The sequence below is a fragment of the Bacteroidia bacterium genome, from assembly GCA_016218155.1.
Lineage (GTDB): Bacteria > Bacteroidota > Bacteroidia > Bacteroidales > GWA2-32-17 > GWA2-32-17.
In genome coordinates this window covers 99305-117308 of the sequence record JACREQ010000038.1, presented here as the reverse complement: position 1 = coordinate 117308, position 18004 = coordinate 99305, and the positions used below count along the sequence as shown (strand labels likewise).

General features: G+C 30.4%; 12 protein-coding genes and 2 tRNA genes. 8 read left to right on the top strand and 6 right to left on the bottom strand.

Going from position 1 to position 18004, the window contains the following annotated elements; translation table 11 throughout:
- Position 1 precedes the first annotated feature (1 nt).
- From HY951_06995 to HY951_06970, 6 genes are all read left to right on the top strand, one after another.
- Positions 2-484: a hypothetical protein gene (locus HY951_06995; protein ID MBI5539787.1), complete on the top strand. Its 483-nt coding sequence runs from the start codon at positions 2-4 to the stop codon at positions 482-484.
- Positions 471-2375, top strand: a complete 1905-nt coding sequence (locus HY951_06990) for an AAA family ATPase (GenBank protein ID MBI5539786.1) — start codon at positions 471-473, stop codon at positions 2373-2375. The genes HY951_06995 and HY951_06990 overlap by 14 nt, the downstream gene beginning before the upstream one ends.
- Before the next feature lie 58 nt (positions 2376-2433).
- On the top strand, positions 2434-5226 hold the full coding sequence (locus HY951_06985) for a class I SAM-dependent DNA methyltransferase (protein MBI5539785.1): 2793 nt from the start codon (positions 2434-2436) through the stop codon (positions 5224-5226).
- 4 nt (positions 5227-5230) lie between these two features.
- The gene (locus HY951_06980; protein MBI5539784.1) at positions 5231-5620 is read left to right on the top strand and encodes a hypothetical protein; all 390 of its coding nucleotides are present in this window, start codon (positions 5231-5233) and stop codon (positions 5618-5620) included.
- 687 nt (positions 5621-6307) lie between these two features.
- Positions 6308-8125, top strand: coding sequence for a fibronectin type III domain-containing protein (locus tag HY951_06975; protein MBI5539783.1), 1818 nt, complete (start codon positions 6308-6310; stop codon positions 8123-8125).
- A gap of 41 nt (positions 8126-8166) precedes the next feature.
- On the top strand, positions 8167-8700 hold the full coding sequence (locus HY951_06970) for a hypothetical protein (protein MBI5539782.1): 534 nt from the start codon (positions 8167-8169) through the stop codon (positions 8698-8700).
- A gap of 65 nt (positions 8701-8765) precedes the next feature.
- Here HY951_06970 and HY951_06965 read toward each other — a convergent pair whose 3' ends face one another.
- The 4 genes from HY951_06965 to HY951_06950 form a co-directional block, all read right to left on the bottom strand.
- Positions 8766-8936: a hypothetical protein gene (locus HY951_06965; protein MBI5539781.1), complete on the bottom strand. Its 171-nt coding sequence runs from the start codon at positions 8934-8936 to the stop codon at positions 8766-8768.
- A 142-nt stretch (positions 8937-9078) separates the two neighbouring features.
- Complete coding sequence (locus tag HY951_06960) at positions 9079-10344, bottom strand: site-specific integrase (GenBank protein MBI5539780.1); 1266 nt, start codon at positions 10342-10344, stop codon at positions 9079-9081.
- Between the two features lie 235 nt (positions 10345-10579).
- Positions 10580-10650, bottom strand: a tRNA-Gln gene (locus tag HY951_06955).
- An 11-nt stretch (positions 10651-10661) separates the two neighbouring features.
- Positions 10662-10732: transfer RNA gene (locus tag HY951_06950), tRNA-Gln, on the bottom strand.
- 169 nt (positions 10733-10901) lie between these two features.
- Between HY951_06950 and HY951_06945 the strand changes: the two genes are divergently transcribed.
- A complete protein-coding gene (locus HY951_06945; GenBank protein MBI5539779.1) occupies positions 10902-14135 on the top strand; it encodes a DUF2723 domain-containing protein in 3234 nt (1077 codons plus the stop codon).
- A 24-nt stretch (positions 14136-14159) separates the two neighbouring features.
- Positions 14160-14717, top strand: coding sequence for a polysaccharide deacetylase family protein (locus HY951_06940; GenBank protein MBI5539778.1), 558 nt, complete (start codon positions 14160-14162; stop codon positions 14715-14717).
- Between the two features lie 92 nt (positions 14718-14809).
- Here the strand turns inward: HY951_06940 and HY951_06935 are convergent, their stop codons facing one another.
- Both HY951_06935 and HY951_06930 read right to left on the bottom strand, forming a co-directional pair.
- On the bottom strand, positions 14810-15583 hold the full coding sequence (locus tag HY951_06935) for a PCMD domain-containing protein (GenBank protein ID MBI5539777.1): 774 nt from the start codon (positions 15581-15583) through the stop codon (positions 14810-14812).
- Positions 15584-15587: 4 nt separating this feature from the next.
- Positions 15588-17975, bottom strand: a complete 2388-nt coding sequence (locus HY951_06930; protein ID MBI5539776.1) for a TonB-dependent receptor — start codon at positions 17973-17975, stop codon at positions 15588-15590.
- Positions 17976-18004 lie beyond the last annotated feature (29 nt).

Below are 18004 nucleotides of genomic sequence, written 5' to 3'. Positions count from 1 at the left end.
TATGATAATTTATCACCCTGTTTATGACACATATTATACAATAATTCGTTTTCTTAAACTTCTTAAGAATTTGAATCAAAAACAATATGAAATTGATAGACTAAGAATTTATGATTATTATTTTTTATTCTTAAACGACATAAAAAAAATTGTACTTCCTAAAGAATATTCAAAATATAAACATTTGTTAGAAACCAATAAATATAATAGAATTCAAAATTCAAAATATACATTTTCTGAAATGGAAAGTGTTCAAGAATTAGCTTTAAAAGCATTAACTTCATATGGTTTTATAGATAAAGAACTTTATAACAATGAATTCATACAATTTTCAGATATAATAATTCCTGATGGTTTAATCTCCGATCTTACAAAAAACGAAACAGAATATATTAAATTAATTGTTGAGTATTTTGAGAATATTTCTATAAGAGAATTAAAACAAAGAACTAATCTAATGGACTACCGATATGAGCTTTCTTAAAATAAATAAACTTCTTGTTACGAAGGATGGTAAAAGCGTATATCAAGAAAATTTTCATAATGGCATTAATATTATTAGAGGTGATAATAGTTCCGGTAAATCAACTATTTCTAATTTTATTTTTTTTGGTTTAGGTGGTGAATTTATTGATTGGCTTCCTGAAGCTGGTAATTGTGATTTTGTTTTTGTTGAAGTTGAATTAAATGATGTTGTAATTACTTTAAAAAGGCAAATTGAAAGTAAGCAAATGCGTCCAATGATGATTTATTGGGGGGAACTCAATAAAGCTATTGTATCAAATTTTGAAGGATGGAATATTTATTCATATAAAAGAACAGAAAAAACTGAAAGTTTTAGTCAAATATTATTTAAAACGTTGAATTTTCCTGAAGTTTCAACGGATAATTTAGAATCTATCACTTTTAATCAAGTTTTAAGGCTATTATATATTGATCAATTAAGTGCTTTGGATTGTTTGATGAAAAATGAGGATTTCGATTCTCCATTGATTAGAAGCGCTATCGGAAATTTATTATTAGGTACTTATGATGATAAATTACTCAAACTTCAGATGGAGCTTCGCCACAAGGAAAAAGAATTAAGTGAAATAAAAAAACAAGTTCATGCAATTGAAGATGTTTTTAAAAACTCTCCTTTTGAATTTAATAAAGATACTATAAATGATAAAATTAAAGAAAAAAGAGAGCTGCTATCTAAGACAATTACAGTACTTAAAAATCCTTCACAAATTGTCGATTCAATTAAGTCAGGTGACACAAAAAACGAAATTCAATTATTACGGAAAAACCTAAATAATTTTAAAATTAATTTTGATACAATATTATCAAACATCGGAAATAATAAAATTGATATTATTGACAATAATGAATTTATAGAAGTATTAAATATGAAATTAAAAGCGATAATTGAATCGCTAAATTCTAGAGAAATCTTAGGCAATTTCCCTATTTTATATTGTCCAATTTGTCTTGAAAAAATTGAAGAGAATCTAGCTGATAATCATTGTAAATTATGCAAGAAAGAAATAACTGAAAATTTAGGAAAATCTAAACTACTTAGAATGAAAGTTGAAGTTGAAATGCAGATTAAAGAATCAACTGAAATTTTAAATGAGAAACAAGAAAAAGTTATTGAATTAGAAAAAGAATTAAAAGATTCTGAAAGACTATTAAAAAAAGCACAAAACGATATAGATATTTACATCAATAATTCAAGAAGTAGTACAGAAAATAAATTTGACAAGCTTCTAGAAAATAAAGGAAAATTAAATGCTGAAATAGAGTTTTTTGAAAAACAATTGCAACTAATTTATTCTTATGATGAATATAAAATACAAATGTTTGCTCTAAAAAGTGGTGTTGATAGGCTCAATCATGAAACAAATAGATTAGAGGAATTACAGAGAACAAAAGGTACGAAAGCCTATTCTGTAATTCAAAAATATGCACTACAGCTTTTAAAAGGTGATGGAGAATATGAAGAAAAATTTAAAGATGGTAGACAAGTAACAGTTGATTTTGCTAGGAATACTTTTTTTCTTGATAACAGAAATCGTTTTTCTGCAAGTTCAATGGTTCTTTTAAAGAATAGCGTAAGGTTTGCCATTTTCTTTGCTTCATTAAATCTTGATTACTTTAGGTTTCCTAAATTTATTATTTGTGATAATGTTGAAGATAAAGGAATGGTTGAAGAAAGAAGTAAAAATTTTCAAAAAAAGGTAGTAGAAATTGCCTCCTCTGACGATTTTAAGGACAAAGAATTTCAGATAATTATGACAACATCTATGATTGCAGAAGAATTAAATATTCCAAAATATACAATTGGTGCTTTTTATGACAAACATAATAAGACTTTAAAATTTAATGAATGAAACTAAACAATAAATAAAATAGCAATATTTACAATAATATTAAAATGATTTATTTATAATGTCCCTAAGCTGGAACGAAATAAAAGAGCGAGCTTCCCGATTCTCAAAAGAATGGGATAATGCTTTCAATGAAGAAGCAGAAGCAAAAACTTTTTTATATGAGTTTTTCAATGTGTTTGGAATAAGTCAACGCAAGGTTGCAACCTTTGAACATAAGGTAAAAAAGCTTGACGCACACGATGGTTATATTGATTTGTTATGGAAAGGCAATTTGTTAATTGAAATGAAAAGCAAGGGCAAAAACCTTGACAAAGCATTAACACAAGCAAAAGATTATATACAAGGACTTCCACAGCACGAAATACCAAAGTATATACTTGTTTCAGACTTTGATGTTTTCCGGCTTATAGACATTGAAGAAGAAAAAACAACAGAATTCAAATTAAAAGAACTTGTAAAGAATATTCATTTATTTGGTTTTATCGCAGGTTATCAAAAACGCACATACAAAGAAGAAGATCCTGTAAACATTGATGCTGCCATGTTAATGGGTAAGCTTCATGATAGGTTAAAAGCAATCGGATATTCCGGGCATTCTTTAGAACGTTATTTGGTAAGATTGTTATTTTGTTTATTTGCCGATGATACAAGTATTTTCGAAAAAGGAATTTTTCAGGATTATATCGAGCAAAAAACAAAAGAAGACGGAAGCGATTTAGCCTACCACATTGCAGCAATTTTTAATACTCTTAATTTACCAAAAGAAAATCGTCTTACTAATATTGATGAAAACCTTGCTGCATTTCCTTATGTAAACGGAAAATTATTTGAAGAAACATTGCCTTTTGCTTCTTTTGACTCAGGCATGAGACAAACACTGCTTGAATGTTGTTATTTAGATTGGAGCAAAATTTCTCCTGCTATTTTTGGTTCGCTTTTTCAATCTGTTATGGACGAAAAAGCAAGACGAAATTTAGGAGCACATTATACAAGCGAAAAGAACATCTTAAAACTTATTAAACCACTTTTCCTTGATGGGCTTTGGAAAGAATTTAATTCAGCAAAAGGAAACGTAAGAGAACTTAAAAAACTTCAATTAAAAATTAGCACTCTTCGTTTTCTTGACCCTGCCTGTGGTTGTGGTAACTTCTTAATTATTGCTTATCGAGAATTGCGTTTACTTGAAATGGAAATTGTTAAAAGCATTTTAGGAAGCCAACAAGTAACCGATATAGGCACTTATTTTTTAGTTGACGTTGACAAATTTTACGGAATTGAATACGAAGAATTCCCTTCTTTAATTGCCCAAGTTGCCATGTGGTTAATAGACCATCAAATGAACATGCAAGCAAGTGTTTTATTTGGTGAATATTTTGTTCGTTTACCTTTGAAAAAATCTGCAACAATTAAAAATGGAAACGCTTTGCAAATAGATTGGCAAAGTCTTATAGAACCATTATCTTGGGAAAAGGAAGAACCGAAATATCATTTCATTTTAGGTAATCCTCCTTTTATTGGTAAGCATTTACAAAACGAAAGTCAAAAGAAAGATTTGGAATTAATCTTTGCTGGTGTTAACGGTTCGGGAGTTTTGGATTATGTTACAGCTTGGTATATAAAAGCAGCACAATATCTGAAAACATATAACTCTGAAAAAAAAGAAATAAAATGTGCTTTTGTTTCTACAAATTCTATTGTACAGGGCGAACAAGTTGGTGTGCTTTGGAATGAAATGTTTAACAAATATCAAATAAAAATACATTTTGCACATCGAACGTTTCGTTGGAATAATGAAGCAAAAGGAAATGCCGCTGTTCATGTTGTAATTGTTGGTTTTTCAAATTTCGACACGTCCGAAAAATTAATATATGAATATGAAGATATAAAAGGTGAACCACACGAATTAAGAGCAAAAAATATTAATCCTTATTTAGTTGAAGGAAAAGACTTTTTTATAGGTTCACGAAAGAAAGCAATTTGCAATGTTCCAGAAATGGTAAAAGGAAGCCAACCTACTGATGGCGGTAATTTACTATTATCAAATGAAGAAAAAGAGACTCTTATAAAAACTTCTATGCATGCAGAAAAATACATTTTTCGCTTTGTTAGTGCAAAAGAATTTCTTCATAATGAACAACGTTGGTGTTTATGGTTGGTTGATATTAAACCTGATGAAATAAAGAAAATTCCTGAAATTCTTCATAGAATTGATGAAGTAAGAAAAATGAGACTTCTAAGTACAAAACAGGCAACTATAAAATGGGCTGATTTTCCAACATTATTTACTGAGAATAGACAACCTACATCAGATTATATTTTAATTCCACGCCATTCATCTGAAAATAGAAAATATATTCCTTTTGGTTTTTTTGATAAAACATTTATTGTTGCTGATAGTTGTAATTCAATTCCAAATGCCAACACTTATCATTTTGGTATTGTTTCCTCACTTATGCATATGACATGGATTAAACATGTTTGTGGTAGGATTAAAAGTGATTTAAGATATTCAAATGATATAGTTTATAACAATTATCCTTGGCCTGAAAATCCGACAGAAAAACAAATTGCACAAATTGAAAAGGCAGCACAAAAAGTTTTAGATGAAAGATTAGAATTTCCAGAAAGCAGTTTAGCTGATTTATACGATCCATTAACCATGCCCCCAGCATTAGTAAAAGCACATCAGGAATTAGACAAAGCCGTAGATTTATGTTACCGTGCTCAACCTTTCATTAACGAAACAAAACGAATTGAATTTTTGTTTGAGCTTTATGATAGATATACGTCTGGTTTATTTGTTATAGAGAAAGGTGTTAAAAAAACAAAAGACAATAAAGGGATATTTTAACTTGATGAACAAAAAAGAAAAAATAGAGTTTATTCTAAATTCGCTAAAATATGGGAATCAATATAAATTGAAAAATATAGATGGTTCTTGGTCACACAAATTATTTGTATCAAATCTAGAAAAAATAATATACGATTTTGAAAAGCTTGGAATTAATGACAAAAACCTTTTTCTTATAAGTAATTCTAAATTTTGTAAATATATTTATCAGAAAGTAGATAAAGATTTTGCAATTAAAAACACAGAAAATATACCTTATCGAATCCGCATAATAACAGGTAGAATTATGCAATCATATGGCTTATTAGATGGTTGTAATGCGCAGAGATTAAATAATACTGTAAGAGATTATATAAAGCCTCGTAAAAAAATAAAGGAAATCAAAAAAACATAAAAATAATTAGCAGAATATGTGATATTTAATTGTATTGATATAGTGTAATACCATATATTGTGTTAATAAGTTGGTAAATAGAAAATTTACACCACCCAAAAAACGACTTTTTATGTTTATACCTTTACTTTAAATATTAAAAATAAAAATAAAAAAGGTTGCCCTAACAACCTTTAACTGGATAGTTTAATTGAATAAAACATTTTGGATGGCAGCTAATGCCTATTAATACCAAAAAGATGCAGGTTTGAATCCTGTCCCAGTGCCCGTTTAAAGAGAGCTAGTTAATCACTAGCTTTCTTTATTATTATCAAAGATAAAACAATTTATATAGAATTATTCGAAATATACATTATTTGTATTTATTCTAAATTACACACAAGCATATCCATGTAAAAGACAAGTTTGTTTAATTTCAAAAAAATGTTGCAAAAGTAGCTGTTCGTTTCTTAAGTGATACTTTGATTATATTTATGAATTCAAAGTTTGATGGTAGTTTTGTTCTCCATAAGGTATACCTGTTCTAATTCCATATTCAGATAGAAACAATAAGTACAGTCTGGAGACAGTGAATTGACAATTAACTTTGGGCTTCATTTCTTTTTGACAATTATATGGTCAATTTACAAATTCAAAAACCATTTTTTTATCTTTGACGTTTAAAGCTGATTGACAGTAATTAAAAATATGGAAAATAAATTATTCTTTTTGCATATTTATTTGATTTTATTTCCTTTAATACTTTTTGGGCAATCAGTATCGAGTAAAGAAAATAATCATCCAATAATCATCTCAATCGGAGTAATTCCAAATTCAATTTCAGCAATGTTTAAAGGCACAGTTAAAGCTAATGGAGAAGAAACAATAGTTTGGTATGAAATTCCCTCTGGAGAAACTTTTCAATCTATAAATATAGGTAAAGGTAATTCCGAAATAGCTTTAATGCCATATACTATAACAGGACTTAAGCCCAATACTACGTACAAATTTAGAATTAGTGCAAGTAACCCTGGTAGTGATACAATTTCAAGTGACTGGTTAAAATTTACTACTTCCCAAGCAATTTTAGGTCCTAATGTTTATACATTGGTTGGCACTTCACACTTTGATATATCTGGCAATGTAAATATTTCTTTCATGGGTGTATTAGTGCCTAATGGCGAGAAGTCCACAACTATGTTTGAGTATTCAACTAATCAAATGGATTTACCTGACGGACTCGAAGGTCATGGAACTAGAGTAATACCCCAGTCTGTTCAATCAGAGAAGGGTGGTTCAAGTTATTTTTACTATACAATGCAAACATCTTCTATTAGGGAAGGGGTCACCTATTTTTTCAGAGCTGTTGCAGTTGATATCAACGGATCTCAATATGGAAGTGTTTTTCCAATAAAGATAACGCCACAAACTTATAAGTATGATTATTTTCCTAAAGAAATTGTAAAAAGTAAGGAAGGGAATCTTCTAATTGGAATAGGTTATTTTGATAGTAATGATATAGATAAAACAGTATTAATTTTTAAACAAAAACAAATAATAACTGAAGGATTATATGGCTGGAATTGTAGTTTTGATATTCCATTAACAATTCAAGAAAAAAATATAGTTGATATTAGAGCGAACGGTAATCAACAAAAAGATAGTGTATGGTATGTAAACGAAAATTCAAGTAATTTAAGTAAGTACTTTTCTGTAAAAGATACGCTTAATATATTTTTAAATCGTTTAATTTATAATAATCCAGTAACACTCACAGGAATTGAATATGCTGGACCTATTACTTTTGTAAGAAAATCAGTTACAAGCAATGATAGCAAAGATTATTCCTCAGATAGCCTAAAGGAGGTACAAATTAAAAAGGGATTATTAGAAAAAGGGATTTATCCATCGCAAAATGCAATAGAATCTTTTTATATATTGAATCCAGAGTTGAAAAATGTTGAGAATTTATCTAAAATTAAAAATATTAAGTACCCTTATATACCTTCTAAAAGAAAGGTAAATAAAAAATATAAAAAAGCACTTAAAGTATATCAAGAACAAATTAATAATAAAATCGAAGGTTCTATTGATAATTATTTTAAATCAAATGAAATTTATTACGCAAGCAATATTGCAGTTACTCCAGAATATTACATAAATTCTAACAATATTAATTTTACAGTATCAACTCAAACGATTACTATTCCTCTATATATCTGTGCTAAAACAACGAAAAATCCTAGAATAGAAATAAAAGGAAAAAAGATTATTTATTCTAAAATGGGATATTTTTATGATACAAATAAACATAAAGAACATAATGAAAGTACATCATCCGTATTGATATTAGAGCCATATATTTATAAAATATATCTCAGAGATTACGAAACTAATAAAAGAATCTCTTGTTATAAAGATGCGGATTTAAGTACTAAGGAAAGAATGGAAGAATTTCAATTTTATAAAGAAAAAGGATATGATGCCATCCCTTTTGAAATCTTTTTAGATGAACAATGCAAATAAGGCTAAATAATATAGACTTTAAAAATATTACGTTAAAACAATTGCGTAACATAATTACATGGCTTATATTTTCACTAACCATTGCTTTATTATCTGAAAATTACACTGAGGTTGATATAAGTTCTTTTTTAGTAATAATTATTTTAATTTGTTCATTTATTTTAATATTATTATGGTCGTTGTTATTTAGAGGAGGAAAATGGGATGCAAGGAGAAAAATAAAATGGAAAAGGTTTTGTTATGTTTTAGCATTATCAACAATGATTTCTGGGGCTTCTTTTTATACTTATTTTAGGCAACACAGTTTTTTTTATGAACCAATTAAAAAATATATTATTATTGGTAATGAGTATACTCCAGATGCAAAAAAATTTATTATTATAAATAAAATGCAACAAGATCAGCCTTTATTTACATTTAAATTATATGCCTCCTATGGTAATAATAAAGATATTTGGGTTGATATTGATTTTTATGAAAGAATTATTTTTTTGTTATTTATATTTTTTTATGTAATGGCTTTACTTTCTATTATTTCTATAATTGAACTTAGAATGAAATATAAAGAAAAGTAATTAAAGATAACACAATTTTATTCTTTTAAAATAGCTTATTGAAACAAGTTAACACAGTTTTATTTTTAAGGTTTATCCAAAAACTCATAAATCATTTCTACTTGCCATGCAAGTAATGGTCTTCTTTTAACTAATTTCAGTTGCTTTTCAATTGGTTTAATCCATTTACGAAAAGTATTATGGCAAATACCGTATTCATCTTCTATTTGCTTTTGAGTTTTTACTGCTTTTGACATAAAATATTTTCTTTTATTTCAAATATACGGTGCTTTGTTAAGTTTATTTCAAATGCCGTTTCTTATGTCTGAATTTTCAAATATTTGCACTTTATTCTAAGAATTAAAATAAAAAAAGCCCTGGTTTTTCAGGGCTTTAAATTTAATTTAAACATATATTTTGAATAAAACCGGAAAGTGGATTTTTGGTAAATTTATCTTTGATTTTTTCCATATCCTGACCTACTTTTTTGTCAAGTAACTTTGCATAATGTTGTGTCATTTTGATTGAGCTATGTCCTAACATTTTTGAAACACTCTCTATTGGTATATCATTATTTAAGGTTACAGTTGTGGCAAATGTATAACGTGCAATATGTGATGTAAGCTTTTTTTGAATTCCACAGATAATAGAAATTTCATTCAAATACCCATTCATTTTCTGGTTAGAATAAACAGGTAAAAGTTTGTTGTTTAATTGGCAATAAGGATTTGACTTGTATTTTTCAATTATCATTTGTGGAATTAAATGTAAGGGAATATGGCTTGCGATTTTAGTTTTCTTTCTTTTTGTGTGAATCCAGAATTTCCCTTTTTCGTCTGTAACAATGTTCTCTAATGTTAACTCTTTTAAGTCAGAATATGCAAGACCAGTAAAACATCCAAAAATAAAAACGTCTTTTACTTGTTCAAGTCTGGCAATCGAAAAGTTTTTATTAATTAATTGAAATAACTCATCTTCGTTTAAGAATTCTTTATCTACATTTTTTGCTTTTAGTTTTATATTTATAAAAGGGTCTTTCTTTATCCATCCGTTATTTACTGCATTATTGATTATTTTTTTTAAGTTTTTGATATATTTAATGGCAGTATTATGACTGCAATTATTGTCAATTTTAAGATACAATTCGAATCCGGCAATAAACTCATGTGTTATGCTATTCAATAACAAATCATCTTTTCTATATTTAATTTTGATATATTTTTTCAAGTGATTAAGACAAGCAATATATCTTTTACATGTTTCTTTAGAATATTCGTCGCTTTTTTCGGCTAATAACTGAATTGTCTGATTATGTTCACTAAAAATTGCAACAACTTTTTTTTCTTCGTGATTAATTCCTAAGAAAGATTCTTTTATTGTCGTTGCGGTAATTTCCCTGCTATTTTCTTTTAGAATCCTTACTTGGTCAATTAACTTACTCCGAATTTCAAAAAGTTTATCGTTAAGTTCTTTTGCTTCTTTTGTTTTAACGAATGCTGCGTTTTTCTCAACACTCCATTTTTCAGGTAAAATACTTTTTAAAGTGGCTAATTCATCGGTGGTTCCATTTACTGAGATTTTCACATAAATGGGTACTTCGCCATTTTTTAAGGGTTTTGTTCTTTTTACATAGAACGATAATCCTACTCGATTTCTTGTTTCCATTTTTCACAGTTTTTAATGATTAAAATTAAGCCAGAAAGCTCTTAAAGAAAAATGAAAATGTTTGAAAATCATGGAATAAGCACCGGATTAGCTGGACTAAACCAGAATTTTTTAGTCCAGCTAAATAACCAGCTAAATCAGGTCATTTCTTTCAAAAATACCGCAGAAATGGAAAAAGAAAAAGCCTTAAAACGGTTGGTTTTAAGGCTTTTTCCAAAATTTGCACTGATAGATGTTGTCCCGCAGGGACTCGAACCCCGACAAACAGATCCAGAGACTGTTGTGCTACCATTACACAACGGGACAATAAAAGAGTGTTGTCCGACCAGGATTCGAACCTGAACTAGCAGAATCAAAATCTGCGGTGCTACCGTTACACCATCGAACAATTTTTATAAAAGAACCTTAAAATCGGAGTGCAAAGTTATAAATTTTTGAAAAGTATAATAAAATATTTTTGATTTTTTAAGTAAAATTTAAATTCTTCACCGGAAAATTATCTTAATTTCGTGCCTCTAAACGAGTAATGAATAATTAAAAACCTCAATATCATATTTATGAGATTTAAGCTTTGGAACAACATTGGTGGCTGGATAGCATTTATTATTTCAGCTGTCGTTTATTTAATGACAATTGAGCCTACGGCCAGTTTTTGGGATTGTGGAGAATTTATTGCCACAGCATTTAAACTTGAAGTAGGACATCCCCCTGGAGCTCCGTTCTTTATGCTTACCGCAAGATTCTTTTCACTATTTGCTTCTGATAATACTCAGGTAGCAATGATGGTTAATGCAATGTCGGGAATTTTTAGTGCCTTAACAATATTATTCCTGTTTTGGACAATTACTTATTTTGCAAAGAAAATGTTGGTTAAAGAGGGTGAAATGACTGCCGGACAACTTGTAGCAACTATTGGTAGTGGATTGGTAGGTGCTTTAGCTTATACCTTTTCTGATACTTTTTGGTTTTCGGCTGTAGAAGGTGAAGTTTATGCTTCTTCTTCATTGTTTACTGCCCTTGTTTTCTGGCTCATAACAAAGTGGGATGCTGTTGCCGATCAAAAGTTTTCCTCAAGATGGATAGTACTTATTGCATTCTTCATGGGAATTTCTATCGGAGTCCACTTATTAAACTTACTTGCAATTCCAGCAATTGTATTTTTGATTTATTTCCGCAAGTTTAAAGTTACCAAAAAGGGCATTCTATACTCTGCATTAATTTCTGTGGTTTCATTAGCTGCAATTATGTATGGAATTATTCAGGGTGTATTTAAAGTTGCATCATGGTTCGAACTAGGTTTTGTTAATGGAATGGGGCTTGGTTTTAACTCAGGTCTTTTGTTTTATGTTGGATTACTTGTGGTTTTAATTGCTGCCGGTATTTATGTTACAACAAAAGAAGTTCCTAATTTCGTTAAGGCAACTGTAATTTCTTTATTACTATCCTTATCCGGAATTCCGCTTATGATTAATTCTATAGCGTTTTTTATTTTGTTTCTAATTGGTAGCTGGTTTGCAGTATTTTATATTAAAAAATTAAAATCAATTTTAAACACCTTGGTGTTATGTATAGCAATGATCTTGCTGGGATATTCAACTTTTGCAATTATTTTAATAAGATCAAATGTTGATACTCCGCTTGACGAAAATAATCCCGAGAATGTTTTTTCACTTATTTCTTATCTTAATCGTGAACAGTATGGCGATCGTCCTTTATTTTACGGACAAACATTTGTTGCTCAGTTAAACAAATCGGAGCCTTATAAAATTGGTGACCCTGTATATATTCAAAAAACTAAAGACGGTAAGGATTTTTATGAGGAAATTGATCATAAAGAATCTCCAAATTATGACAGCCAGTTTTGTATGGTTTTTCCGCGTATGTATAGTCCCGATCCTAATCATGTGAGCGCATATAAAACATGGTGTAATTTTGAGGGAACTCCCATTAACTATGTTATTGATGAAAATGGTTCACCACAAGATGGATCTGTGCAAAAAATATATAAACCAACTTTTGCAGAAAACATTAAATTCTTTTTTAAGTATCAGGTAGGTTTTATGTATTTCAGGTATTTTATGTGGAATTTTGCAGGTCGTCAGAACGATATTCAGGGACACGGTAGTATTATAAACGGAAACTGGGTTTCTGGAATTCCATTTCTTGACGAAGCCAGACTTGGACCTCAGGACAATTTACCAGAGCCATTAGCAAACAATAAAGCAAAGAACATGTATTTTATGTTACCATTTCTTTTAGGTCTAATTGGAATGTATTTTCATTTTGTTAAGGAATCTAAGGGATTTGTTTTGGTAGCATTGTTATTTTTCTTTACAGGTCTTGCAATTGTAATTTATTTGAATCAGACGCCTTATCAGCCACGTGAGAGGGATTATGCTTATGCAGGATCTTTTTATGCTTTTACAATCTGGATTGGATTGGGTGTTGCAGCTTTATACCAGCTGTTAAGTAAAAAAATGCCGGCAGTATTAACTGCAGGAGCCGTTACAGCAGTTTGTTTGGTTGCAGTTCCAGGCATTATGGCAAAAGAAAACTGGGATGATCATGATCGTTCTAACTGTTATTCGGCACGAGATTTTGCTAAGAATTATCTCGAGTCGTGTGAGCCTAATGCAATATTGTTTACAAACGGTGATAACGACACTTTCCCGCTTTGGTACGCTCAGGAAGTTGAGGGTGTAAGAACAGATGTGCGTGTTGTTAATTTAAGTCTTTTAAATACCGATTGGTATATTGAGCAAATGAAACGCAAAGCATATGACTCAGAGCCATTGCCAATCTCATTTACTTATGATCAGATTGCCGGAGAAAGAAGAGTTTATGCGCCAGTTATTGAACAAATAAAAAATCCTGTTGATATTGGAAAAGTCATAGAGTTTGTTAAAAGCGATTTACAGGAAGCGAAAGTTCCTTTATCACAAACCGAAATGATAAATTTTATTCCAACCAGACAGTTAAGCTTGAAGGTTGATTCTTTAAAGGTAATTAACAACAAAACCATCAAACCTTCAATGGCACCAATGATGGTTCCTGTAATTAACTGGAATATTACTAAAAATTATTTGTATAAATCAGAATTAGCAATTCTTGATATTTTAGCAAATAATAAATGGGACAGACCGGTTAATTTTGCTATTACGGTTGGTGGCGACAGTTATATGAACCTTGATGATTATTTCCGTTTGGATGGATTAGCTTACAGACTAACTCCTGTTAAGGCTAACAACAAAGACGGGCAAACTGGTTGGATTGATACCGATATACTATATGATAATTTAATGAACAAGTTTACCTGGGGTGGTATAAACCGTAAAGATGTTTACTTAAATGAAAACAACTTACGAATGACAATGAACTTCAGAAATAATTTTGCTCGATTGGCTTCCTCTTTACTTGATGAAGGTAAACGCGATTCTGCAATTAAAGTATTAGACAAATGTATGGAAGTTATGCCAGGTGAAACTGTACCATATAATGTGTTTGTGCTAGGTGTTGCGGAAGCATATTATCGCGCAGGCGAAATAGCAAAAGCAACTGCAATACTCGAAAAAATGACAAAAATGACTGAAAGTGAGTTAGATTATTATTTGTCACTTGATAAAAAATATACCGAAATGGTTGCAAATGAAACCAAAAGAGCAATGTCTATAATGCAGGAATTACAAAGACTTACAAAGACATTTAATCAATTAGAAATGTCTAAAAAGATTGAAGATAAATTTAAAATCTATTACGAAAAATTTGTAACTTTATTTCCGCAGCAACAATAAAAACTGTTTAGACTTTTGTTAGAGATGAAGTCGATAAACGAGAAACAAATTTTTTTAACTTTTGACGACGGACCAACACCCGAGATTACAACTCGGGTGTTGTCGTTGTTAAAAGAATTTAATGCTAAGGCAACATTCTTTTGTCTAGGAAAAAATGTTGAAGCCTTTCCTGAAATTTATTCAGATATATTAAAACAGGGGCATTCAGTAGGGAATCATTCCTATTCTCATAGAAACGGGTGGAAAAGTTCGAACAAGATTTACAAAGACGATGTAAAAAAAGCAGCACATTTTGTTAAATCTAAGTTGTTTCGTCCACCTTATGGTAAAATATCGCCACTACAATGGCTTGCAATCAGAAAAGAGTATAAAATAGTTGCATGGACATGTTTAAGTAAGGATTACGAAGTAAAAGAATCTGCAAAGAAAATTTTAAACAGAATTATTAAAGCCACACGACCTGGTGCAGTTCTGGTTTTTCATGATAGTAAAAAAGCCTGGAATAATCTTGAAAAAGTGCTTCCAAAATATTTAGAATATTTACAATCAGAACAGTATCAGTGTTTGCCAATAACAGCTTAAGAAGCTCATATTAAAGCCGAGGTATTATTCTTTAATGTTAGAAACTTAGTGTTGCGTAAGTTCTTGATCGCTTTGCACTACCCAGAGTAAATTTAAGGCATTATAAACGAAATTTCGTCCATCCATAAAGTACTTCCATCTTGTCCTGTACACTGTGTTAAGCTTTGAAGATTTAATCCTGCACTTGAAATAATAATTAATGATAATGAGTCAGGTGTTTCAGAAATATGTGCCGGATAATAATAAATAGGAAGCTCTATTTTAGTATAAGTTGTTATGGCCGCGGTATAGGTTTGTCTCACATAACCGATAGTATCGCGTTTGCCAGTGCCGGAATTATACTTCGACAGTAAAATCAGTACAAGTGCAGAGTCACCATTTACAGGCTGGTATTTATAATAACCCTGAAATTTTACTGGTTTAAAGGTATATGGTTTGCCGATGTGAATAGTCTGATTGGGTATGTCAAGTCTTGTTGCACCTAACATTCCTGGCAATACAATATTTGTAGTTGGTAATGGATGAAATATTTTTGTAGTAAGTTTTGCGGCTTTTCCAGAGTACGAATCTGTAGTTTCTACAACAGTAACGGGTCCGGGACCACCAATTTCAGGAGGCATGGAACTTAATTCATTTAATGTTCTTAAAAAATCACCCCCTGGTTCAATCCATGTTGAGCCATCTGCTCCAACAGTTACCCATTGGTCGAGACAGCCGCCCGGAATATTTAACTGACATGTAATAGTGTGATTTGTTGTATCAACAGGAGTTGTCTCGGCAGGATCTTTCTTACATGCATTAACAAAAACAAGGAGCAAAGAAACTGCAATTAAACCAAGAACAAAAAATGCTTTTTTATTATTCATCAGATTATATTTTATAAACAATTTGAAGTGAGGTTACTCTGGGTGCTTCAACAGAGATAGGTCGTAATGAATATTCAGTATTTAAAAGATTATTAATTAAAAATGCAAATTTAAAATGTTTTTTAGTGTCGTAACTTATGCGGACATCATATACAAGAGTTCCTTTATCATGTTCTTGTCTGTATTGTTTGATACCAGTTTGAAAATAACCCGGACGATCAAAATTATAAAAGAATTTATCAATATTTCGCATATAGCCGTAATATTTAGCACTTCCACCTAACGTTACTTTTTTATAATTAAATTCAATATCAAATTTTGCAAGTTGTTCAAATCTGTATTTTAAAATATATCCGGTTGTATCAGATGAGGTGTGAGTGTAATCAAAAACCATAGATTGATTCGGATCTTTATAGTAAACTTCATTGGGTTCAAGGCAAACAGGTTTTGAATAAGTATAACCGCATAAAAGTCCCATCGAAAAATCTTTACTGAATTTAGCTTCACCCATTATTGAGCAATCAATTCCTAAAACGCGTGCGTCGGCAGTGTTTAAAAATTTGTAACCAAGGTTTTTGGTAAAGTCAGTATTTGTACCCCAAAGCCCTGCATTAAACTCAACATAGTTTTTATACTCTTGCCTGAAGCCACAGATATCAATAAAACCTTCAAATTTTGATATTTTAAAAAGTTGTTTTAAGCCGACTTCTGCATTCCAGCTTGTTTCCGATTTTAAATCTGGGTTTGGGTAAATACCAAAACTGCCGGAATAAGTTGAAATATATCTTTCTCCAATACTTGGAAACCGGAACCCTTGTCCGAATGAGGCTCTAACGTAAGTGATCTTTGTTGCTTTAAGATTTACTCCTGCCATAAAGATTGGTTTATTGTCCTCAAATTCTGAAAGCTTATAATACTCCCATCTTGATCCTCCTGAAACTGTAACAATATTAAAAAACTTTTTTTCTACATGAATATTTACTGCTAAATTTTCTGATGATTTAGCGCCTTCCTCTCCAAAAGTACCAGAGAAGACCTTTCCAAATGAATAGGAGTACATATTCATTATTCCTGAGTTTATTACCAGGTCTTTAAGTTTGCTGAATTTTTTAGAAAATGCGTATTCGTTATAAATAAAATACGACATAGTTGATTGGTTGTTATTTGCATCGTTATTGCTGTAGTAAAAACGGTTTCTAAATGCATGTGAGGCGCCTTTAGAGCCGAAGTATTTTACATAAGGGTCGATATAAAACTGATATTCGCTGAAATTTGTTATGGCACCGGGATATGATCTGAACATATTTGTGTCAGCATCCATCCAAAAGAATGATTGTGTGTTTTTTGAATACATGCAATTGCCATTAATACCATATGTTAAATTCTCGATTTTATTTGAACGAACTCTGGTTCCAAAGTTAACCCTGAAGTTTTTTTCGTATTCTCCCTTATTGTATTCTCCTGTAGTATCTTGTGTCGGACCGCTTATATATCCAGGATTTGAAAGAAAATTTCCACCAATAACGTAATCGAAATTATTTATTCTTTTGGAGTGTAAAAAGCTTGTGCCGGAAATTACTGGGTTAAAACCTGCCCACGATTTATTATATCTTCTTGGTGGTACACTGTAAATACCACTATGCATTGTGACCTTTGTTAAGGACTTTTCTTTAGGGTAAGAGGTTCTGATATTAATTGCACCGTTTAATGCAGATGAGCCATACATAACTGATGATGCGCCTTTAATTACTTCTATTTGTTCAACGTCTTCAACGGGTAAAAAATTCCATACAGGTCTGCCGGCATCTGGACGAAGTATAGGAATTTCATCAATCAGTATCATTACCCGACTACCAAGTCCTGAGCTAAACCCACTTCCACCTCTTATTTGTGGCTCATTATCAACAATTGCAACACCCGGAACAGATTCAACAGCCCTGTCTATGGTTAAAATATTTTTATTTTCTAGTGAACTTGGTTTAATGATTTCAATAGTATTAGTTGCATCTTCAAGTTTCTGTTCATATTTTGATGCCGAAACCACAACAAGATTTAACTCTTGAACAGATGGTTTCATTACAATATTTAAAGTTACAGTATTATATGTTTTTATACTTACCGACATTAAATATTTTTCGTATCCAATGGATGAAAACACTAAATTATAATCGCCGGGATTTAGTTCTAAAATAAAATCACCATTAAGGTCGGTTAATGTACCTTTCTTCTGATCTTTTACTTCAATATTAACAAATGGAATAGGCTCATTTGAATCTTGTTCGGTTACCTTTCCTTTTACTGTGCTTTTTTGCGAAAAAGAAGAAAACGAAAACAAAGTACCATAAAGTATTATACTAATAATTAGAAAATATTTTGTGGAGTGTTTTTTCATTAATTACTTTACAGATGGTAGTTTAATGA